The sequence below is a fragment of the Actinomadura gamaensis genome (assembly GCF_042652125.1).
GTDB lineage: Bacteria > Actinomycetota > Actinomycetes > Streptosporangiales > Streptosporangiaceae > Spirillospora > Spirillospora gamaensis.
Map to the genome: position 1 here is coordinate 79,009 of NZ_JBHSIT010000012.1, position 20,706 is coordinate 99,714.

A 20,706-nucleotide genomic window follows, 5' to 3' on the forward strand; every position below is an offset into this window, starting at 1 on the left:
CGGTGCCGACGTGGGGGACGAATCAGGTTTCACGGGAGTTCGGGGGACTTCTCCCCCGATGGCAGAACACGGAGGGTGCGTAGATGGCAGAGGCTCTGCCCCTGCAACCCGGCGATCCGGACCGGCTGGGCGACTTCCCGATCACCGGGCGGATCGGCGTCGGTGAGCAGGGCGCGGTCTTCGTCGGCCGCGACGCGTCCGGACGATCCGTGGCAGTGAAGCTGCTGCACGTGCGGCTGAGCGGCCAGCCCGAGGCGCGCGCCCGGTTCACCGCCGCGTTCGCCGACGCCCGCCGCGTCACCGGGTTCTGCACCGCCGAGATCCTCGCCGCGGACGTCGAGGGCGACCGTCCCTACGTGGTCTCCGAGCTCGTGGACGGGCCGTCCCTCGCGGAACTGGTCGAGGACGAGGGTCCACGCGGCCCCGTCGTGGTCGAGCGGCTCGCCGTCGGCCTCGCCGTTGCACTGGCCGCCGCGCACCGTGCCGGTGCCGTCCACCACGACCTGAAACCGGCGAACGTGCTGCTCGCGCGGACAGGCCCCCGCGTGACCGACCTCGGCGTGGTTTCGGCCCTGGAGGCGGTGAACGCCGCTTCGACGACGCGCGCCGCCGAAGATCCCTCCTACCTGGCCCCCGAGCAGCTCAGCGGCCAGGCCGTCGGCCGACCCGCCGACATCTTCGCGTGGGCGGCGACCCTCCTGTTCGCGGCGACCGGCGAGCCGCCCTTCGGCACGGGCTCCCCCGCCGAGGTCATGCAGCGCATCGTCTACGACGACCCGGACACCGGCGTCCTCCCCGAAGCCGTGCGTGACGCGGTCGCGGACGCCCTGGACAAGTCCCCTTCCGAGCGTCCCACCGCCGCCGACCTGCTGCGCCGCCTCCTGGGCAGCCCCCTCGCCGCCCGCATGCCCGCTCCGCTCTGCGCCGAGGCCGAAGCCCTCGCCACCGGCTCCACCACTTCCTCGCCTGAGCCGCCCACGTCCGGCCCCTCTTCCCCCGCAGACACCCCGTCCCCCGCACTCCCCGCGTCCCCCTCAAGCAACCCGTCGCCCGCACCCCCCGCGTCCCCCTCAACCCCGACGCCAGCCTCGGGCACGGCCCAGACCTCGGCCACCCCGTCAGGGTCGAGCACCACGCCCGGCTCAGGCACCACGCCTGGCTCAGGCACCACGCCGAACTCGGACAGCACGCCGGGCCCGGACAGCACGCCGGGGTCGGGCACGAGGGCAGACGCGGGAGCCGCGCTGGGGACTAGCGCCGCGTTCGGGACCGCCGCGGCACCGAACTCAAGTACTGCTCAAGGCGCAAGCACTGCACCCGGCTCAAGCGCCACTTCCGCCTCCCCGGCCGCACAGGGTTCAGCGATCACCCCAGATCCGCATGCTGCCGCCGGGACGAGCATCACGCCGGGCCCCGGCCAGGCCTCCGTCTACAACGCCGCGCCCGGCCTCGTGCCCGGGACGGCGTCCGGGGGCACGGCTGGTTCAAGTCCCGGCGGAAGCTTCGCGGCCTCGGCCAGCGCGGGGGCTGCGTCTCAGTCGGGATCTGGCGCCGCAGCCGGTGCGGCTTCGGGGCCGGACGACGGGGACAGCACGAAGTTGGACCTGCCGAAGGCGCCTCCTGCGGGATTCGGAACGGCTCCGGGGACGAACGATCTGGAGAGCACTCGGCTGGATCTGGGAACCGGACCCGGATCGGCTGCTGCGCAGCGAGGGAACGGCGGGCCCGGGACTGCGGTCGATCTGCGGGCGGCGCAGCCGGGTGGACCCGTGGCGCCTGGACGCGTGGGGCCGCCGGTGCCCAGCGCGCCCCGTCCGCCTGGAGGGTGGCACGGCAGCCGGGCTACCGCGCGGGACCTGCCGGTCACCGGCGCAGGTGGAGCGGCGCCCGGCCTGGGTGGAGCGGCGCCCGGCCTGGGTGGGACGGCGCCGCGCGAATCGGCGGACACGTTGATTCCCGGGATGCGGCCCGTGAGCCCGGCGGACAGGGGGTCGGAGACGGCCGTCCTGTCGCTGGCGGGGCTGCGGGCGGCGCGGCCGCGGTGGCGGCGGCCGGGCAACCATGTGATCGGTGTGGCGGTGTCGCTGGTCATCGGGGTGCTGGTGGGCATCGCGATCATCGCGCTGGTGCTCTGGCCGCAACTGCGCGGGGACGACGGCGGTGGCGGCCGTTCCGGGCACGACAGCGCGGCGAGCGGAGGGCCCGTCAGCACGATCCCGGACACGTTCGCCGGCACCTGGAAGGGGACTGCCGTGAACCCGCAGCGCGGTGAGTCGTTCCCGCTTCAGGTCACGCTCCAGGCGGGCGCGAAGTCGGGGACGGCGGTGTACCCGAAGGAGGGCTGCACCGGCACGCTGGCCCTGACGAAGGGCACCGGTTCCGAGCTGCAGCTCGCCCTTTCGGTCAGCAAGCCGTGCACCAGCGGGGACGTGAAGATCAGCAGGCAGCCCGACGGTTCGTTGAAATACGACTGGTCGAAACCGGGCACGAGCCTGGCCTACCAGGGCAATCTCACCAAGGCATGAGGTCGCTTCCTGGGTTGCGATCCCACTCCGAGCGGGCGAACGCGAGCCGCCGTCCTAGGAAAAGTCGCGGACGAGCGCGATCCGCCGCCGGCGGAAGCAGCACGGTCGGCTCCGCATAGGGAGGCCCTGAGAGGGGCCGCCTTCGGACTGAAGCGGAGTCCGTCTGGCGCTAGGACGAGTCGCTTGGCGTCAGAGCGAGTCGCGCGGTGGTGGGGCGGGTCGCTTGGCGGTGGGACGGGTGACGGGGGACGGGGGACGAGTGGGGTGTGGGTGGGGCGGCGGGCGGGCGAGATCGCTTAACGGAGGGTGGAGTTCACCCGATTGATATGTCCGTTATGGGGATTGTGGTGTGGAAGGTGCACTAGGGTTCCGGGGTCGGTGACCTCGATCTTGGCCGCGGCACCTCCGACTCCGCGGCAGAAGGAGCTCTCTTGCGGGCCGTCCCCCGAAGGCTGCTGCTGGCCGGTGCGATCGCGTCCTGTGTGGGCGCCGCCGCGGCGATTCCCGCGCTGGCCTCCGCCGATTCCAAGCCCGAGCCGGTCCAGGTGACCGCCGCCGAGGGCACGCCCATCGCGGGCCAGTACATCGTCACGCTCAAGGCGGGCACGTCGCCCACGGCCGCCGCGGGCCAGGTCGGCGCGACGTCCGCCCAGGACTTCGGTGACGTCCTCAACGGCTTCGTCGCGCGCCTCAACCCGCAGCAGCTCGACAAGCTGCGCAAGGACAAGCGCGTCGCCGCGATCGAGCAGGACCAGCTCGTGCACGCGACCGGCACCCAGAAGTCGCCGCTGCCGTGGGGCCTGGACCGCATCGACCAGCGCCGACTGCCGCTGTCGAAGTCCTACTCCTACAGGGCGACCGGCAAGGGCGTCACCGCGTACATCATCGACAGCGGCATCGCCTGGAACCACAAGCAGTTCGGCGGGCGCGCCAAGGTCGTGTGGACCGCGCCGCGCTTCAAGGGCAACGGCTGGGACTACAACGGCCACGGCACGCACGTCGCGGGCATCCTCGGCTCCGCCAAGTACGGCGCGGCCAAGGGCGTGCAGCTGCGCGCGCTCCGCGTCCTCGACCAGGACGGCAGCGCCCCGGTGTCCGACGTCGTCGCCGCCGTGAAGTGGCTGCGCACGCACGCCGCCCGTCCGTCCGTGGCGAACCTGTCGATCGGCGGCGGCAAGTCCGCGGCGCTCGACACCGCCGTCGCGAACCTGGCCAAGTCGCGGGTCTTCGTGACCGTCGCGGCCGGCAACGACAACAAGGACGCCTGCCGGTTCTCGCCGTCGGGCGCGCCCTGGGTCGAGGCCGTCGGCGCGACCACCTCGCACGACAACCGCGCGGACTTCTCGAACTACGGCAAGTGCGTGGACATCCTGGCCCCCGGCTACGGCATCACGTCCACCTGGCCGGGCGGCGGCACCGAGGTCGAGAGCGGCACGTCCATGGCCTCGCCGTACGTGGCGGGCGTCGCGGCGCTCTACCTGCAGTCCCACCCGAAGGCGGACTTCCCGGCCGTCCAGAAGTGGCTGAAGGACAACTCCACCAAGAACGTCCTGAAGAACCTGAAGTCGGGCACGCCCAACCGCCTGCTCTACAAGGCCGGCCTGTAGACACCGGTCGGTCACGCAAAGTGAAGACGGCCCGGTCCCGCACTCGGGGGCCGGGCCGTTCTGCACGCGTCCGGCATTCCGGCCGCACACGCGCGGAGGTCCGGCCGCAAGCCCGCACACGCGCGGCACGGACCGCCCACGGCCCTGCCCCGCAAGCGGACGCGCGGTCGTGGTGCGTTCGTCACGAGGGGTCGTCCCAGCAGTCTCAGGGGTTTAATCTTTGGCGAGGCAACACCCAGTTCTTTGCAGTTTGTTGGTGTCCGGCCGGTGACTGCCCGTAGTCGACGAGGCAGGCGGGCCGGGCGTGCCGAGTCCCGGACGGCCCCGTCCGGGAGCCGGGGACCCATCCGCCGGACGCCCTCCCGTCCGGCCGGGGTGAATTCGCGAACGCCGTGCGCCGCCGCGATAGGGCGGACTCCCGCGCCCGAACCCGTCAGCTAACCCGGTAGGCCGACCAGAGGAGAGGAGAGGACGTGGAGCGCCCGACCTCCACCCGCCGCAGGCGCCGCTTCACCCTGGCCATCCCCCGGCCCCGCGCCGCCGCACCGGCGGTCCCCCCGCAACACTCCCCAGCCGCCCCGGAGCACCCGGTCTCCCCGGCACGGTCCCGAACGTCCCGTAGGCGTGGACGGCGCGTCGCGCTGGCCGCTGCGGCGGCCGTGATCGTGGCGCCGATGCTGTCCGGCACCGTCCCGGCCGACGCCGCTCCCGGCGACAGCGACCGCATGGACAAGCTGAACAAGCAGATCGCCCAGCTCGACAAGGAGTACGGCGGCGACCTGGCCCAGCTCAAGGACGCCCAGTGGTCGGCCAAGCAGGCCATCCGGAAGGCCGACGAGCTGCGCGGGCAGCTCGACGCCTCGCGGACTTTCGTCGCCCGTCTCGCCGCGAACCAGTACATGACCGGCGGCCAGGACCCGGGCATCACCGTCGTCGCGGCGGGCGACCCCGCCGAGCTGCTGAACACGATGAGCCTGGCGAGCCACGTCGCGCAGAACCAGTCCGCGCGCGTCCAGCAGATCGCCAAGCTCGTCGCCGACCAGGAGAAGGCGCGCCAGCAGGCGCAGGCGAAGATCGCCTCCCTGCAGAAGAGCCTCGCGGACCTGAAGTCCCGCAAGGCCCAGATCCAGAAGCTGGTCAAGAAGTACAAGCCGGAGTCGCCGAGCGTCGGCATGGGCAACGTGACCCCGCGCATGCTCAAGGTGAAGCAGGTCATCGACACCGAGTTCGGGCCGTTCCCGACGATCGGCTGCTACCGCGGCGGCGCGGACGCCCAGGACCACGCCACCGGCACCGCCTGCGACTTCATGGAGTCGTCCGGCGGTGTCATGCCGACCGCCGACCGCGTCGCCAACGGCTACTCGGTCGCCAAGTACGCCATCGCGCACGCCTCCGAGCTGGGCATCAAGTACATCATCTGGCGCCAGCAGATCTACGACATGCGCAATCCCGGCTGGCGCGGCATGAGCGACCGCGGCGGCATCACGGCCAACCACTTCGACCACGTCCACATCTCGGTCTTCTAGGCGGTCGTCGGGCGGCGGGCGTGGCCGCCGCCCGACGTGGTTCAGCGCGAGCACTTGAGGATCACGCCGTTGGTGGACGGGTAGCCGCCCCAGCAGGCGAGCCCGGTCGTTCACAGCGAGGAACTGCCGGGGATCGTGAAGAGGTCACGTGCGCCCACGTACTTGCCCTTGAGCTTCGGCCACGGCGTCTCAACCCCCTTGCCGCTCGTCACGCGCTACGCGGCCCCTCCGTAGTACGAGCCGAGGGTCGTCCAGAGATTCCGGACCCCGTTGACCTGCGTCCGAAGCATTCCGGTGCGATCAGTCGATACCAGGTGGTTCTGCGCTGATCACCGCTTGACCCGGGAGGCGCGGGTTTCGGTCGGCGTCGATAGGCTGGACGTCCGTGGCAATTTCTACTGCTCTGTGGTCATTCGCTCTGGTCGCCGGATTGATGACGCTCACGCCCGGCCTCGACACTGCGCTCATCCTCCGCACCGCCGCACTCGGGCAGCGCCGCCGCGCCTGGGGCGTCGTCCTCGGCATCCAGACGGGGACGCTGGTGTGGGGCGCGTTCGCCTCGCTCGGCGTCACGGCCCTTCTCACCGCCTCGCACGTCGCCTACACGACGCTCCGCTGGGTCGGCGCGGCCTACCTGGTGTGGATGGGCGTCCGCATCCTGTGGACGAGCCTGCGGCGCCTCCCCGCCGAGGCCCTCGCCGAAGTCGGACCCGAGCCCGACCGGCTCCGGGACGGCTGGCGGCGCGGCGCGTTCACGAACCTGCTCAACCCCAAGGTCGGCGCGCTCTACATGGCTCTGCTGCCGCAGTTCATCCCGGCGGACGTCCCGCACCTCCCGTTCGGCATGGCCCTGGCGAGCATCCACGTCGCGTTCGGCCTCGCCTGGTCCGCGGTGCTCGTCACCTTCGCGCACGCCCTGCGCTCCTGGCTCGCCAAGCCGTCCGCCCGCAAGATCATGGACCGCGTCACCGGCGGCGTCATCGCCGCCTTCGGCATCCGACTGGCCTTCGGCGAATAAAGCCGCCCGCCGGCGAAAGAGGCTCCTGCCATGAGGAAGAAGCTCCAGGTCGATCGGCCTGGGGCTTCTTCCTGACGGGCGTCGTCACAGTTCCAATGCGACGACCGCTTCCTCGCGAGCAGCGAGTCACGGTCTCAGCGCGACGAGCGCTTTTTGTGCGCAACGGGTCAGCGTTTTAGCGCGACGACCGCGTCTTGGCGCGCATCGGGTCAGGGATCAGCGCGACGAGCGCTCCTTGGTGCGCAGCGGGGCACGGTCTCAGGGCGACGGCCGGAACCGGCGGGAGCGCGTGACCGACCGGGCGGGGACGACGCCGGAGGCGGGTCCCCGCCCGGTCGATCGCGAAGCGATGCCGCGCTCGCACGAGCTTCCGGTCCGCGCCCGAGCCGCCAAACGAGGGCGCGGAGCCGGAAACTCCAATCAGGACGCGTAGCTGGGGAGGGTGCGCTCGTGGGCTTCGCGGAGTTCGGCCAGGGAGATCGAGAAGACCTCCTGCTGGTCGGCTCCGTTGACGGTGAGCGCGTCGCCGCCCGCGACGCCGATCTGGGTGACCGGGACGCCGGCCTGCTCGCAGAGCGCCGCGACGCGGGCCTCGGCGCCCGGACGGATCGCCACCACGGCGCGCGCCACGGACTCGCTGAACAGCTGGACGAACGGGTCGCCCTGGAGCGTGATCTGCGCGCCGAGGCCGCCGCGCAGGCAGGACTCGACGAGCGCCTGGGACAGGCCGCCGTCCGACAGGTCGTGCGCGGCGGACAGCAGACCGTCGCGCGCGGCCGCGATCAGCACGGACGCGAGGGCCGTCTCGGCGGCCAGGTCCACCTTGGGGGGCAGGCCGCCCAGGTGGCCGTAGACGACGTGCGCCCATTCCGAGCCGCCGAACTCCTCGCGCGTCTCGCCGAGCAGCGCGAGCGTCGCGCCCTCGGTGACGAACGCCATGTTCACCCGGCGGCGGACGTCGTCGTGCACGCCCAGGACGCCGATCACCGGCGTCGGGTTGATCGCCTGGTCGCCGGTCTGGTTGTAGAACGAGACGTTCCCGCCTGTGACGGGGGTGCCGAGGTACTGGCAGGCGTCCGCGAGGCCCGTGACGGCCTGGGCGAACTGCCACATGACACCCGGGTCCTCCGGGGAGCCGAAGTTCAGGCAGTTCGTCACCGCGAGCGGGCGGGCGCCCGTCGCGGCGACGTTGCGGTACGCCTCCGACAGCGCGAGCTGCGCGCCCGCGTACGGGTCGAGCCGCGTGTAGCGTCCGTTGCCGTCCAGCGACAGCGCGATGCCGAGCCCGGTCGTGTCGTCGATGCGGACGACGCCCGCGTCCTCCGGCATCGCGAGGACGGTGTTGCCCAGCACGTACCGGTCGTACTGCGAGGTCACCCACGTCTTGCTCGCGAGGTTCGGGGACCCGGCGAGCCACAGCACCGTCCGGCGGATCTCGTCGCCGCTGGACGGCCGGGTCAGGCGGCCCGGCGTGTCGGACTGGATCGCGGCGAGGTCGGCGGGCGGCGCGATCGGCCGCTCGTACACCGGGCCCTCGTCGGCGGCGGTGCCCGGCGGGATGTCCACGATCTTCTCGCCGCGCCAGGTCATGGTGAGGCGGCCGGTGTCGGTGACGACGCCGATGACGGTCGCGGGGATCTCGTACTTGGCGCAGATCGCCAGGAAGTCGTCCACCTTGGCGGGCTCGACGACCGCCATCATGCGCTCCTGCGACTCCGACATGAGGATCTCTTCGGGGCGCAGCGTCTGGTCGCGCAGCGGGACGGCGTCGAGGTTCACGTCCATGCCGCCGGTGCCGGCGGCGGCGAGCTCGGTCGTCGCGCAGGACACGCCCGCCGCGCCGAGGTCCTGGATGCCGACGACCAGGTCCGCCCGGAACAGCTCCAGGCAGCACTCGATCAGCAGCTTCTCCATGAACGGGTCGCCGACCTGCACCGACGGCCGCTTGGCCTGGGACGCGTCGTCGAAGTTCGCCGAGGCGAGCACGGACGCGCCGCCGATGCCGTCCGGGCCGGTCATGGCGCCGAACAGGATCACCTGGTTGCCGGGGCCGGGGGCCGCGGCGAGCTTGATGTCCTCGTGCTTCATCACGCCCACGCACAGCGCGTTGACCAGCGGGTTCGCGGCGTAGCAGGCGTCGAAGACGGTCTCGCCGCCGATGTTCGGCAGGCCGAGCGAGTTGCCGTAGCCGCCGACGCCCGCGACCACGCCGGGCAGGACGCGGTGGGTGTCGGGGGCGTCGGCCGGGCCGAACCGCAGCGCGTCCATGACGGCGACGGGCCGCGCGCCCATCGACATGATGTCGCGGACGATGCCGCCGACGCCGGTCGCCGCGCCCTGGTAGGGCTCGACGTAGGACGGGTGGTTGTGCGACTCGACCTTGAAGGTGACCGCCCAGCCCTGGCCGACGTCCACGACGCCCGCGTTCTCACCCATGCCGACGAGCAGCGCGTCGGTCTTCGGGGCCTTCTCGCCGAACTGGCGCAGGTGCACCTTGGACGACTTGTAGGAGCAGTGCTCCGACCACATCACCGAGTAGATCGCCAGCTCGGCGGAGGTCGGGCGGCGGCCGAGGATGTCCCGGACGCGCCGGTACTCGTCCTCGGCCATGCCGAGCTCGGCCCACGGCTGCGGCTTGTCCGGCGTCCGCGCCGCGAGCTCGACCGTGTCGGTCTCGTGGTCGGGCCGCGGGGCATGCGCGGGCTGGGCCGGCTGGGCCGGAAGCTGCTGGGACTGCGACACGGCGACGAGCGCGGCGGTCGCATCGTCCGAAACGACAGGCTGCGGCCCAGTATTCGACCCGACGGCAGGCTGCGGCCCAGTGTTGGAACCAACGGCAGGCTGCGGCCCAGTGTTCGTCCCAACAGCGGGCTGTGGCCCAGTGTTGGAACCAACGGCAGGCTGCGGCCCAGTGTTCGACCCGACGGCAGGCTGCGGCCCAGTGTTGGAGACCGCGGGCTGCGGCCCGGTGCTGGACGGGTGGACGGTGCCGGGGCCGGAGTCGAAGCCGCCGTCGAGCGGCGACGAGGCGCGCGGCGCTGCGGCGGGCTGCGGGCCAGTGTTCGAGCCGGCGTTCGGGCCGGGGTTCGAGCTGGTCGTGCCCTGCGGGCCGGAGCCGAAGTCCTGGCCGAGCGCCTGCGGGCCGGACTCGAAGGCGGTGCCGAACGTCGGCTGCGAGCCGCTGCCCGGCGCGCCCTCGCTCCCGCCCGCGGAGGCGGCGAACAGGGCGGCGGCCTGCGGGTCCGGGAAGATGACACCCTGCGGGCCCGAACCCGGCGCCGGCGCGTTCTGCGGAGACCCGCCAGGCGCGCCCGGCACGCCAGGCGCGGCCTGCCCGCCGGTGGACGACGGGCCGGCGGGCTGCTGCTGTCCGGGGGCCGGTTCGTCCAGGCCGGGGACGGGCACGTCGGCGGCCTCGTCCCGCATGGCGCGGACGAGGTCGGGGTCCGGGGTGGTGGGGGGCGGGGGCAGCGGCGTGTCGTCGGACGCGTCGTCCCGTTCCGCCTGCTCCTCGTCCGGGGCGCCGGGGACGCCGGGGATCGGGCCGGTCGGGGGCGCGGCGTCCGCCTCGTCCACGACGGCGGCGAACGCCTGCGTCACCGAGGGGTCGACGGGCTGCAGCTCCGGGTCGTCGGAGTCGTCCTTGAGGTCGGCGAACCACTCGAGGGTCGCCTCCTCGTGGCTCTCGCCGGACTTGTCGGGGCGCTGCTCGCTCATGCGTTGACCAGTCTCTTGACGATCGAGGTGAAGAAGCCGAGCCCGTCGGCGGACGGACCGGTCAGGGACTCCACGGCGTGTTCGGGGTGCGGCATGAGGCCGACCACGTTCCCGGCCTCGTTGGTGATGCCCGCGATGTCGTTCTGCGAGCCGTTCGGGTTCACGTCCAGGTAGCGCGCCACGACGCGGCCGGAGGTCTCCAGCTCGGCGATCGTGTCGGGGTCGGCGACGTACCGTCCGTCCGCGTTCTTGATCGGGATCACGACCTCCTGGCCGGGCCGGTACTCGGCGGTCCAGGCGGTGTTCGCGCTGTCGATCCGGAGCCGCTGGTCACGGCAGACGAAGTGCAGCCCGGCGTTGGGCAGCAGCGCGCCCGGCAGCAGGTGCGACTCGCACAGGACCTGGAACCCGTTGCAGATGCCGAGGACCGGCAGGCCGTCGTGCGCGGCCGCGATCAGCTCGGACATGATCGGCGCGAACCGGGCGATGGCGCCCGCCCGCAGGTAGTCGCCGTAGGAGAACCCTCCGGGCAGCACCACCGCGTCGACCCCCTGAAGGTCGTGCTCGGCGTGCCACAGCGGGACCGGTTCGGCTCCCGCGAGCCGCACGGCACGTGCCGCGTCGCGGTCGTCGAGAGAACCTGGGAAGGTGATGACCCCCACCCGGGCAGCGTCCATCTCTTGTCATTCCTCCGAAATGAGGGCGGCCGGGACGGGCGGTTCCAGCCCTGGGCTAAGGCTCTTCGCCACCGATCATTCCCGCGCGCGTCACAATCCCCCCGCGCGTGTCCCAATCTACCCGGCGCTGCGCGCGAGGCGGTGCTCCAGCCGTCGGATCAGCGCCTCGTCTCGCCAGGTCAGCCGCTTGTGCATCTGGACGACGGTGCCCCGGTCCGGAGCGGACTCGATGCTCAGATCGTCGACCAGGGCCCGCATGATCCTAAGTCCGCGCCCGGACTCGCGCAAAGCGCCGGGGTCGATCGCGCCCGACGCGTCCACCGGCAGGGGGTCGCCGGGCGAGTCGGGCATCTGCCGGGGGCCGTGCCCCCAGTCCATGATCCGCAGCAGGCAGACGCCGTCGTCGACGTGCCCGACCACCTCGTAGTCGGCGGAGTTGCGGGCGTGCTGGACGACGTTGGTGCACGCCTCCGAGGTGGCGAGGAGGATGTCGGCCACGCAGTCCTCCGACACGCCGAGCCCGCGCAGCGCGTCGCCGACGACGCGTCTGACGACGGGGATGCTCAGGGCTTCGCGGGGCAACGCGAGGGAGAACTTCATGTCCACCGGGCACCTCGGTCCGTCCCCCGGGCCGGGTCACGCCGTGCGCGGAACCGGCCCGGAGCGCGCTCGCTGGCAACGTCTCAACTCATCTAAGGCTTCCCCGACGAAATGCCCTGTAATCGCGCGGGTGTCAGGTCTTTACGTGAACTGCGTGTGAGACGAAGAAAAAGTCTGATCGACTGACCGGAGCCGCGGAACGTGTGGAACGCGCCACATTCGGCGCGCACCGACCACGCCCGGTGACAATGCGCTCAAATAACGACCCGGCCGACAACGCGAACGGTCGTCGCGCCCGCTCGGACGAACGCACGCCACGTCCCGGCGCCCTCGGAACCGGGATGGGGTCAGGCGCGCTTGACAGAGCGGGTCAGACCGCGCGGGCCGGTGACGCCGCCGGAGCGTCCGCGTACATTTCCACACGGGACGGCCCTTCCGGCGAGGCCATCGGCGCGGATCAGAGCGCGCGCACCTCGAAGGTCTCGATGACCGGGTTCGCCAGCAGGGTCTCGGCGATCTTGCGAGCCCGCTCCAGCGCGGCCTCGTCGGCCGGACCGTCCAGCTCCAGCTCGAACCGCTTGCCCTGGCGGACGGCCGGCACGCCCTCGAAGCCCAGCTGCGGGAGCTTGCGGGCGATCGCCTGGCCCTGCGGGTCCAGGATTTCCGGCTTGAGCATGACGTCGACGACGACGCGCGCCACGACCGCCCCCCTCATTGATCTGCGCCTACCTACGAAAGTGAAGCGTACGGCACCATGGCAGGGCACATGTCGCAAGGCCCGCCACCGTCCCCCGGAGCGCCCATGAACCTCGAGGAGCTTTCACCGCCCGAGCGCAGGCTGTGGGAGGCGTTCCCGCGCGGCGAGGCGGTGGACCTGACCGGCGGCGATCCCACGGTCAGCGACCAGATCGCGCACTGGGGACCGGACCGGACCGTCCGCGCCGAAGTGCTGGTGGCGCTGCTGCTCGGCGCGGTCGAGCAGACGCCCGGGCAGGTCCCCGGAGTCCGGCTGTCCGGCGCGCGGATCACCGGTTCGCTCAACCTCGGGCACGCGCAGGTCTCGGTCCCGCTCGCGCTGACCGGCTGCGTGTTCGACGAGGCGCCGCACCTGTACTGGGCGCAGATGAACAGCGTCCACCTGATGCGCTGCCGCCTGCCGGGACTGGTCGCGTCCGGGACGCGGATCGACGGCCACCTGTGGCTGGAGGGCAGCCGCGTCCACGGCGGGCTGTGGCTGGACGGGGCGCACATCAGCGGCATCCTCAACATGTCCGGCGTGTACCTGACCAACCCGCAGGGCGACGCGCTGCTCGCCGACCGGATGCTCGTGGACGCCAACGTCTACTGCGACCGCGGCTTCACCGCGCAGGGCGAGGTGCGGCTGCCGGGAGCCCGCGTCGGCGGGCAGCTGATCTTCCGCGAGGCGCGCCTGCACAACCCCGGCGGCGTCGCGCTCTACGCGTCCCGGCTGGACGTCGCGGCGAACGTGTTCTGCGACGGCGGCTTCCAGGCCCAAGGCGAGCTGCGGATGCGCGGCGCGCGCGTCGGCGGCTACCTCTCCTTCGTCGGCGCCGAGCTCTCCCACCCGACCGGCACGGCCCTCAACGCCGACGACCTGGGCGTCGAGACGGACGTCTACTGCTCCGACGGCTTCTCCTCCGACGGCACGGTCTCCTTCGCCGGTGCCCGCATCACCGGCCAGCTGAGCCTGCGCGGCGCCCGCCTGGCCGTCGCCGAGGGGACGGCCCTGAGCCTCCAGCGCCTCCAGTCCGAGGAGGTCCTCCTCCGCCCCGCCGAACCCATCCGCGGCGCCGTCGACCTCTCCTACGCCAAGATCAGCCTGTTCCGCGACGACCCCCGCACCTGGCCCGAACGCCTCCAGCTCGACGGCTTCCAGTACGACAACCTCGACCCGGCCCTCGACGCCCGCCAGCGCCTGAACTGGCTCCACCGCGACACCGACGGCTACGCCCCGCAGCCCTACGAGCGCCTCGCCACCGCCTACCGCTCCCTCGGCCTCGACACCGACGGACGCAACGTCCTGCTCGCCAAGTCCCGCGACCGCCGCGCGTCCCAGGGGCCGGCCCGCAAGGCGATCGGCTGGATGCAGGAGATCCTGGTCGGCTACGGCTACCTCCCCTTCCGCGCCGCGTCGTGGCTGATCGCCCTGATCGTCTTCGGCACCGTCTACTTCCACTTCAACCACCCGAAGCCCCTGGACACCGGCCAGAACCCGCACTTCAACTCGTTCTGGTACACGATCGACCTCATCCTCCCCATCGGGAACGTGGGCCTGACCGGCCAGTACGCCCCCAAGGGCCTGGACCAGTGGATCGCCTACACCATCTCGATGCTCGGCCTCGTCCTCGGCTTCACCGCCGCCGCCGGCATCACCCGAGCCCTCTCCCGCGAGTAGGGCATGCCGCGTCCCCGGACGCGCCGAACCCTTCCGGCGGCTTCCGCGGTCAGGAAGGCCATCCGGATGCCATCCGGTATGGGCGGGCGACTCGTCCCGCAACCGGCCGATGTGCTCGCCGGGCCCTGACCGGCGCCGTTGACGCGTCTGACACTCTGCGCTATCTGTGACCGTACGCGCGGAGAGGGGTACGGCACCGGATGGTCGCGACCGAGATCGACGTAGCCGCCCTGCAGTCCGAGCTCCGCGCGATCAGCGGCTGGATGGGCGAGATCTGCCGTGCGACGGGCCCGCAGGTCTGGCTGGGCGGCGGGGCCGCGGCCTTCACCACCGACCTCGCCGGGCACGTCCGGTCGCTCGACCGCATGATGTCCCGGCTGCTGGACCAGGTCGCCGCCTACAACCACATCCCGATGGTGACCGCTCCGCCGCCGATGCCCCGCGTGGCGCCCGCGTCCGGCCCACCGGGCGTGGCGTCGGCCTCCCCCACCGGCATGGGACGCCTCGAAGCCGCGCTGAACCGGACGTCCGACGGCCTGCCCGCCGCCGCGTCCCGCATCCGCCGCGTGTTCGCCCTCGGCTGCCCGCACGACCCGGACGTGGGCCAGTGCGCCCGGACGGCCGCCTGGTGCAAGTCCGAGGCCGAACGCATGCGCACCCGCATCCACTACGCCCTCGCCGAGAACCGCGCGAACCCGGCACTGCTCCTGCAAGGCCCGATGGTCCCGGTCCCGGACCGCTTCGGCCCCCGCGAAATGGCGGATCTCGGGCGAATGCAGGCGATCGCGTTCGGCGGGGAGACGCTCTCGACCGGTCCGGGGCCGTCCGGGCTGCTCACCGACATCGGCCAGAGCCTGCGCGAACACGCGAACGACCCGGACTACCTGGCCGCCTTCTTCGGCCGCGTCCCGTCCGGATCGATCGGCAAGCTCGCCCACGCCCTGTACGAGCGGCACGAGGGCACACCGCTGACCACGGCGGACAAGGCGGTACTGGGCGACATCGGCACGGCGCTCGGCGCGCTCTCCCGGCGGCAACGCGAACCGGTGGACCAAGCTCTCGGCCCCATCGGTTCCGACATGCCCGGCCAAGCCCTCCTCGTCCGGCTCAGCGCACCGAACGTGAAATGGAGCTCGGCCGTCCTCCTGGACATGGCCCGCGTGTCGCTGCGCTGGCGCCAGGACCACCCGTCCTACAACGTCCCGACCCGCACCCGCCCCGACAACATCCCCGACCCGAACCAGACGGTCGGCAGTGCGAAACCCCTCTGGTGGACGGCCTGGGGCCTGAACGGACCGGACGACCGCGCCCTGGCCACCCACGACCCGGCCCTGAGCGTCCTCGGCCGCATCGCGTCCCAGAACGACACCGCCGCCGCCCGCGCCCTGCTGGCCACCAGGCTCGAGACCACCTTCACGATCAAGGACGCCGCGAAGGCCGACCCGCTGACCTGGCTGCACCGCGGCTACGGCGACACCTACGCGTCCCTGCTCGTCACCCCCGACTGGCACGACGGCGGCACCGCGGCCGGAGACGTGATCCGCCTGGGCACGACCCCCGAAAAGGGCCACGACGAGGAAGCCGCCCGCAACACCGCCGACCTCATCCGCGCGGTCGCCTGGTGGAACGACAACGGCCGAGAGAAACTGTCCGCCCTCCTCAAGAATGCCCCCCTCATCCCCGGCTGGCTGGACACCACCGGCCTCCCCGCCTGGATCCCCCACGACCGCCACTACCCCGCCGGCCTGGGCCCCGGCCTCCGCACAGGCCTCCTCAACACCACCCGAGCCAACCTCGCCGTCCTCGCCTATGCGGACCGGACGACCAGTGGGACGGGCATGCTCGCCACGGACCCGATCTCCGGCCGTCCCTACGTCAACGTCAACGGCTCGGACGTGCAGTCGTTCCTCCGGACGCTCGCGGCCGACGACCGGACGTGGGCGAAGCTCGCCGTCGCAGCACAGTCCTACCGGCAGCAGGCGTTCGCCTGGGGACTGCGTACCGGCATGATCGAGGACGCCGCCGACCGGGTCGGGTTCCTCGACGGCAACCTGATCCCCGCTTATGTCAAAGAGCGGACGAACAGCGAGAACCTCACGAAGGCGGAGGCCGATTCGGCGAAGGAAGTGCTCGGCGCGCTCCGCAGTCTCGTCCTGGGAAAGATTCCGCTCGACGAAACCCCCGGCGCTTCAGATGCCATGACCGCTCTCACCGACAAAATGCTGTCGAAGCTGGAGTACTCCGACTTCGAGAAGAAGATCGCACAGATCAAGGCCAGGGGATCGGCTTATTCGGACCAGATCTACCTGGATCTCGCCCTCGGCTACTCCCGTGCCCACGGCGGCCGCATCGGGGACGCGACGGTCGACTCCCTCCTCCGCAAGGCGTCCCTCACCGACGACGAGCAGCAGACGATCATCCAGTGGAGCCGGACTCACGTCTTCTCGTTCCCCTCCAGCCCCGACCACCTGCCGCTCACCGGATCCCGGATCATCCGGACGGCCGAAGAGGCCGTCGAACATGAACAGCCCGCCGAATGAACGGTCAACGGTACGGGCGGCCGTCCATGTTCGACGGCGGCCTGAACTCGTAGACCCGGCCGCAGTTCTTGTCGCTCAGGACGAGGTCACCGTTGGGCAGCCGTCCGACGCCCCCGGGGACGGCCGAGGCCACGGCGGCCGACGTACCGTCGAACTGATCGCACCATTTCGGCCCGCCCCAGTTCAGCAGCAGCAGTGAGCCGTCACTGCGAACCAGCACCGGCCTCGGCGTCCGATGGGACGCATCGACTCCTCCCAGGAGAAGGAGAGAGCCGTCCTGCATCGACGTCACCGCGGTCCAGGGCGGTTGAGAGCGCGCCGATTCCGGAAAAGGAACGGCTGACGCGGGGGCTTCCCGTGGAACGCGGATGAGGCCGGTCCTTCCCACGACCACGAGTCCGCCCCGGCCGTCCGAACCGGCGGCCGTCACGGTGAAGTCGCCACCGGTCGGTGTGACCGCGCGAAGCGCCATCACATAATCCCCAGAATTCCATGCGCGAAGTTCGCCACCCCCTCTGGCCTCGAAGAGCGCCCCTTTCTGATTCACGAGAATCGGAACTCCGTCGCCTCGAAGGACGAGTTTCGAGCCCAGCCAATCACGAGAGAGTGCCGCCTGCTCGGCGGCGCCGAAAGGACGGCCGTCATGGTTCGTCACCTTCATCAGGTCAGGCTTGCCCTGGCTCCTCCAGCGCGCATAAACGGTCTGTGTCAGATCGGAGAGGGACGCGCGCACGAGGCTGAGTCCTCCCACAGACCTCAACAGCCATAGCGCGCCCGTGTCCGCCGCCAGTTGGTCCGGCAGCTCCCCCAGCGAGAGGAGGGTCAGCCGACCGTCCCGCTCGATCCGGGCGATGCGTCCCTGCTCTCCGAAGGCGACCTCGAAATAGGGCCGCCCCGCCGCCGTGACGGCGAGACCGCCGTCACTGTAGGCGCTGCTCCGCACCGCGAACTCGCCGTCCTTCGGATCACGGTTGACCCGGTACTCGCCCGCGATGACGACGGCCTCTCCGGGCCTGCCGGGCCGGGGCGTGGGCTCGAAACGAGCCGGGTGGTGATCGGTCGAGCAGGCGGCCAGGAGGGACGCGGCGGCGGTCGTGGCGGCGATGGACCGGAGGCACCTCACGGGGTCATGGTCGCATCGAGGTCTCGCCCGCGCAGCCCCACCGCGCCTGCGCGCCGAGTTTGCGCGATTGCGGCGACGGCGGACGTGTCAGGAGTCAGGATCGAGGCATGGCTCCGACAAAGCACCGGAAGGCCGCTTCGTCCGTCCATCGGATCAAGGTGACGTTGACCGGCCTGCGCCCGCCGATCTGGCGTCGGCTGGAGGTTCCCTCGGCGATGCCACTGGACGCGCTGCACCTGGTCCTCCAGGCGGCGTTCGGCTGGGAGAACTACCACATGTGGTCGTTCGAGACCGGCTCGGGCACCTACGGGGTCGCCGACCGGGAACTCGGATTCCGCAGCGCCGCGACGGCCCGGCTCCAGCAGGTGGCCGCCCGTCCCAAGGACACGATCGTCTACCTGTACGACTTCGGCGACAGCTGGGAGCACGAGATCCTCGTGGAGGCCGTCGCCCCGGCCGAGCCGGGCGTCGCCTACCCGCGCTGCCTCACCGGACGCCGCGCCGGGCCACCCGAAGACTGCGGCGGGGTCTGGGGCTACGGCGACCTGATCGAGATCCTGGCCGACCCGGACCACGAGGACCACGCGGAGCGCCTGGAGTGGCTCGGCCTCGACTCGGCCGACGAGTTCGACCCGGCGGCCTTCGACGCCGCAGAGGTCAACGCCGCCCTGTCGCGCCACGCCCGCGTCCTCACCGAGCCCTGAACGGGCTGGTCCAGCTCAGCAAAAGGCCTCGGCCGCCCCCATGTCTTCCATCGAGGACGACGGGCGGCGGCGTGAAGTCATCGCCCCCTCATCCGAGGTGGCGCCGCCGCAGGCCGGCCAGCAGCTCCGCCAGGTCGGACCTGGCCAACGCGAGGCGAGGGCCGTCCGGATCCTTCGAGTCCCGAACCAAGAAACCATGCACCGCAGCAACCGCAGCGACCTCGACACAGTTCATCCCCTCGCCGGAACGCGAGCTGCGCCGCCAAACGGCGTCCGCATTCAGTTGCATGAGCCCTGTACTTCTCAACGCAGGCCTCCGTCCTGTGACCACCGCTCCTGCCGACGGATGACAGTGCATTCCGTTGCGGCGCCTGCTTCTCCGACCAGCTCGGCCGTACTGGCGTTGGCCCCGCTTGTCGATGATCTACGCAGGACGGGCAGCAGACTCGGGCAGTCGTGCCGGGCCTGGCCGGATACTCATCCGAGGTGGCGCCGTCTCAGATCGGCCAGCAGCTCCGCCAGGTCAAGCCTGGCCAACGCGAGGCGGGGCCCGTCCGGATCCTTCGAGTCCCGAACCGCGAAACCCTGCACCGCAGGAGCCACAGCGACCTCGACACAGTTCATGGAGTCACCCGAATGAGAGCTGCGCCGCCAATTCAAATTGGCTTTATGTTCCATATTTTTGGATTTTGTCACCCTGATGGCGATTCCGCCAGCTCCGCGATGAAGGTCAGGGACTCATCCGCGCCGAGCGCGCTCATCGCGAGCTGATTGAAGGCCAGCGTGTAGTGGTAGACCTGGATGTCGTCCTCCACGTACATCACGCCCGGCCGGACGTCGACGCAGACCACGTCGTGCAGGTGGGGGACCGCGAAGTACGAGGGCGGAGAAGCCCCCGGTCATGCCTGGGTGAGCTCCCGCCCCGAACGGAAGGACTTGGAGCATGACGTTCGGCTGGTCGGCGAGCTCCAGAAAACTCCTGCACTGCTCCTTCATCAGGTCACCCGAACCGACGGCCCGTCGCAGGACTCCCTCGTCGATGATCGACCACAGCCTCAGCGGTTCGGAATCGCGGGCGAACAGTGCTTTACGGCGCTCCCGCTGCACCTCTACCCGGCGCTCCACCTCCGATTGATGAACGAACTGCATCAGGCCGACGCGAATGTAGTCGTCGGTCTGCAGGAGCCCGTGCAGCACCGTTCCATCGAAGGTCCCGATCGACCTGCACTCGGCCTCGAGGCTGACGCCGTCCGCGACGTCCTCACGGACGCACCTCCCACCCCAGAGAGTCACGATGCCGAAAGTAGTAGCAGTCCGTGAGCAATTGATCACGAGGGTGGGTGTCATGTGGGCTTCGGACGAGCGGAGTGGGGCGCGGCGGAGGATGGGCGACATCGTGCTCGGTGGCGGATGCGCGACCTGGGCGTTGCCGCCGGACGAGACGTGCGCTCGGGCCGCGCGGGGGGCATGTCCGCGGCGTCATGGACGATCTCGGTCTCGCCTCTGACCTGGTCACCGACGTCTGCACGGCCGTCTCCGAAATCAGTACGAACGTCTTCGCGCACGCTTACGGCGGCCGGGCCAGGCTCGTGACGTCCCCCGTCGGGCTCCCCGAACTCCGGCTCCATCTGCGCGGCCGCCGTTCCGAACTCGTCGTCACGGCCTTCGACACGGCGCCCTGGCGCGGACCGTGCCCGGGAAGCCCGTCGCGTCCGGACGCGGACGCCGAGAGCGGTCGGGGCCTGGAAATCGTGGATGCGCTGTGCCGGGAACTTCGCGGCGCATGGGGCGTGCGGCGCTCACGGGCCCGGCTCGGCGGCGTCGCCGTCTCCGGGAAGGCCGTCTACTTCGCCGCGCCACTTCCCGGCGGTCTCCCCGCGACCCGACTGCCCCCGCCGCCGGGCTGCCATGCGGCCACTCGTCTTGTGGAAGACGAGTTGCTGGTCCGCGGCATCGGCCCTGTGCATCGCTGCGAGGGCTGGGGCATGGCAGTCCTGTCCGTCCGCGCCGAGATCACGCTGTGGGCGCGCGGCAACGGCCTTCTCCTCACCGCGCCGAGCACTGGGACCGTCCGTTATCCGTTCGAGGACGTCGCCGAACTGGCCGAGATCATCGTCCAGAGCAACGAGGAGCTCGATGCTCGCTGACCCGCGGCGGACGCTTCAGGTCGCAGCCCTCGCACGGTCGGTGAGGTGTGCCTTCCCGCCTGGCCGGGCGGACCTCACTTCCCCGAAGCACGCTGAAAGGCGGATC

General features: G+C 71.3%; 16 protein-coding genes, 1 pseudogene and 1 riboswitch. Of the genes and pseudogenes, 8 read left to right on the forward strand and 9 right to left on the reverse strand.

All coding sequences use genetic code 11. The annotated features are described in order from the left end of the window. Nucleotides 1-83: 83 nt before the first annotated feature. The 4 genes from ACFPCY_RS34100 to ACFPCY_RS34115 all read left to right on the forward strand — a co-directional run bounded on the left by ACFPCY_RS34100 (nt 84) and on the right by ACFPCY_RS34115 (nt 6,676). Nucleotides 84-2,525 carry a serine/threonine protein kinase gene (locus ACFPCY_RS34100; protein ID WP_378262225.1) on the forward strand — a complete coding sequence of 814 codons (2,442 nt, stop codon included), beginning with the start codon at nt 84-86 and terminating at the stop codon, nt 2,523-2,525. A gap of 431 nt (nt 2,526-2,956) precedes the next feature. Beyond that, a complete protein-coding gene (locus ACFPCY_RS34105) occupies nt 2,957-4,132 on the forward strand; it encodes a S8 family peptidase (RefSeq protein WP_378262227.1) in 1,176 nt (391 codons plus the stop codon). Nucleotides 4,133-4,442: 310 nt separating this feature from the next. Continuing rightward, a riboswitch (cyclic di-AMP (ydaO/yuaA leader) is annotated at nt 4,443-4,599 on the forward strand. A 207-nt stretch (nt 4,600-4,806) separates the two neighbouring features. Then, complete coding sequence (locus ACFPCY_RS34110) at nt 4,807-5,658, forward strand: VldE C-terminal domain-containing protein (protein WP_378262229.1); 852 nt, start codon at nt 4,807-4,809, stop codon at nt 5,656-5,658. A gap of 385 nt (nt 5,659-6,043) precedes the next feature. Continuing rightward, nucleotides 6,044-6,676, forward strand: a complete 633-nt coding sequence (locus ACFPCY_RS34115; protein WP_378262231.1) for a LysE family translocator — start codon at nt 6,044-6,046, stop codon at nt 6,674-6,676. Between the two features lie 420 nt (nt 6,677-7,096). On the opposite strand, the gene purL is transcribed toward ACFPCY_RS34115, so the two are convergent. From purL to purS, 4 genes are all read right to left on the reverse strand, one after another. Beyond that, nucleotides 7,097-9,418, reverse strand: coding sequence for a phosphoribosylformylglycinamidine synthase subunit PurL (gene purL, locus ACFPCY_RS34120; protein ID WP_378262697.1), 2,322 nt, complete (start codon nt 9,416-9,418; stop codon nt 7,097-7,099). Between the two features lie 971 nt (nt 9,419-10,389). After that, nucleotides 10,390-11,070, reverse strand: coding sequence for a phosphoribosylformylglycinamidine synthase subunit PurQ (gene purQ / locus ACFPCY_RS34125; protein ID WP_378262233.1), 681 nt, complete (start codon nt 11,068-11,070; stop codon nt 10,390-10,392). A 117-nt stretch (nt 11,071-11,187) separates the two neighbouring features. Further along, on the reverse strand, nt 11,188-11,670 hold the full coding sequence (locus tag ACFPCY_RS34130; protein ID WP_378262235.1) for an ATP-binding protein: 483 nt from the start codon (nt 11,668-11,670) through the stop codon (nt 11,188-11,190). Between the two features lie 457 nt (nt 11,671-12,127). Continuing rightward, nucleotides 12,128-12,370, reverse strand: coding sequence for a phosphoribosylformylglycinamidine synthase subunit PurS (purS, locus tag ACFPCY_RS34135; RefSeq protein ID WP_378262237.1), 243 nt, complete (start codon nt 12,368-12,370; stop codon nt 12,128-12,130). Between the two features lie 102 nt (nt 12,371-12,472). Here purS and ACFPCY_RS34140 point away from each other — a divergent pair, with 102 nt between their 5' ends. Beyond that, nucleotides 12,473-14,086: a hypothetical protein gene (locus ACFPCY_RS34140; protein ID WP_378262239.1), complete on the forward strand. Its 1,614-nt coding sequence runs from the start codon at nt 12,473-12,475 to the stop codon at nt 14,084-14,086. A gap of 200 nt (nt 14,087-14,286) precedes the next feature. Then, nucleotides 14,287-16,626 carry a hypothetical protein gene (locus ACFPCY_RS34145; RefSeq protein WP_378262241.1) on the forward strand — a complete coding sequence of 780 codons (2,340 nt, stop codon included), beginning with the start codon at nt 14,287-14,289 and terminating at the stop codon, nt 16,624-16,626. Nucleotides 16,627-16,630: 4 nt separating this feature from the next. Here the strand turns inward: ACFPCY_RS34145 and ACFPCY_RS34150 are convergent, their stop codons facing one another. After that, a complete protein-coding gene (locus ACFPCY_RS34150; protein WP_378262243.1) occupies nt 16,631-17,749 on the reverse strand; it encodes a hypothetical protein in 1,119 nt (372 codons plus the stop codon). Between the two features lie 107 nt (nt 17,750-17,856). Between ACFPCY_RS34150 and ACFPCY_RS34155 the strand changes: the two genes are divergently transcribed. Beyond that, nucleotides 17,857-18,453, forward strand: coding sequence for a plasmid pRiA4b ORF-3 family protein (locus tag ACFPCY_RS34155; protein WP_378262245.1), 597 nt, complete (start codon nt 17,857-17,859; stop codon nt 18,451-18,453). 88 nt (nt 18,454-18,541) lie between these two features. Here the strand turns inward: ACFPCY_RS34155 and ACFPCY_RS34160 are convergent, their stop codons facing one another. From ACFPCY_RS34160 to ACFPCY_RS34175, 4 genes and pseudogenes are all read right to left on the reverse strand, one after another. Continuing rightward, nucleotides 18,542-18,811, reverse strand: coding sequence for a DUF397 domain-containing protein (locus ACFPCY_RS34160; protein WP_378262247.1), 270 nt, complete (start codon nt 18,809-18,811; stop codon nt 18,542-18,544). 119 nt (nt 18,812-18,930) lie between these two features. Continuing rightward, on the reverse strand, nt 18,931-19,131 hold the full coding sequence (locus ACFPCY_RS34165) for a DUF397 domain-containing protein (RefSeq protein WP_378262249.1): 201 nt from the start codon (nt 19,129-19,131) through the stop codon (nt 18,931-18,933). Nucleotides 19,132-19,145: 14 nt separating this feature from the next. Beyond that, the gene (locus ACFPCY_RS34170; protein WP_378262251.1) at nt 19,146-19,304 is read right to left on the reverse strand and encodes a hypothetical protein; all 159 of its coding nucleotides are present in this window, start codon (nt 19,302-19,304) and stop codon (nt 19,146-19,148) included. A gap of 28 nt (nt 19,305-19,332) precedes the next feature. Beyond that, a pseudogene (locus ACFPCY_RS34175) lies at nt 19,333-19,848 on the reverse strand (DUF5753 domain-containing protein); the annotation flags it as partial. Between the two features lie 86 nt (nt 19,849-19,934). Here ACFPCY_RS34175 and ACFPCY_RS34180 point away from each other — a divergent pair. Continuing rightward, a complete protein-coding gene (locus ACFPCY_RS34180) occupies nt 19,935-20,600 on the forward strand; it encodes an ATP-binding protein (RefSeq protein WP_378262253.1) in 666 nt (221 codons plus the stop codon). Nucleotides 20,601-20,706: the final 106 nt, after the last annotated feature.

Excerpts from the sequence above, each read along its gene's own strand:
- ACFPCY_RS34165 (WP_378262249.1), bottom strand. The coding sequence starts at position 19,131 with ATGGAACATAAAGCCAATTTGAATTGGCGGCGCAGCTCTCATTCGGGT.
- ACFPCY_RS34180 (WP_378262253.1), top strand. The coding sequence starts at position 19,935 with ATGGACGATCTCGGTCTCGCCTCTGACCTGGTCACCGACGTCTGCACG.
- ACFPCY_RS34160 (WP_378262247.1), bottom strand. The coding sequence starts at position 18,811 with ATGCACTGTCATCCGTCGGCAGGAGCGGTGGTCACAGGACGGAGGCCT.
- purQ (WP_378262233.1), bottom strand. The coding sequence starts at position 11,070 with ATGGACGCTGCCCGGGTGGGGGTCATCACCTTCCCAGGTTCTCTCGAC.
- ACFPCY_RS34130 (WP_378262235.1), bottom strand. The coding sequence starts at position 11,670 with ATGAAGTTCTCCCTCGCGTTGCCCCGCGAAGCCCTGAGCATCCCCGTC.
- ACFPCY_RS34110 (WP_378262229.1), top strand. The coding sequence starts at position 4,807 with ATGCTGTCCGGCACCGTCCCGGCCGACGCCGCTCCCGGCGACAGCGAC.
- ACFPCY_RS34155 (WP_378262245.1), top strand. The coding sequence starts at position 17,857 with ATGGCTCCGACAAAGCACCGGAAGGCCGCTTCGTCCGTCCATCGGATC.
- ACFPCY_RS34145 (WP_378262241.1), top strand. The coding sequence starts at position 14,287 with ATGGTCGCGACCGAGATCGACGTAGCCGCCCTGCAGTCCGAGCTCCGC.
- ACFPCY_RS34100 (WP_378262225.1), top strand. The coding sequence starts at position 84 with ATGGCAGAGGCTCTGCCCCTGCAACCCGGCGATCCGGACCGGCTGGGC.
- ACFPCY_RS34140 (WP_378262239.1), top strand. The coding sequence starts at position 12,473 with ATGAACCTCGAGGAGCTTTCACCGCCCGAGCGCAGGCTGTGGGAGGCG.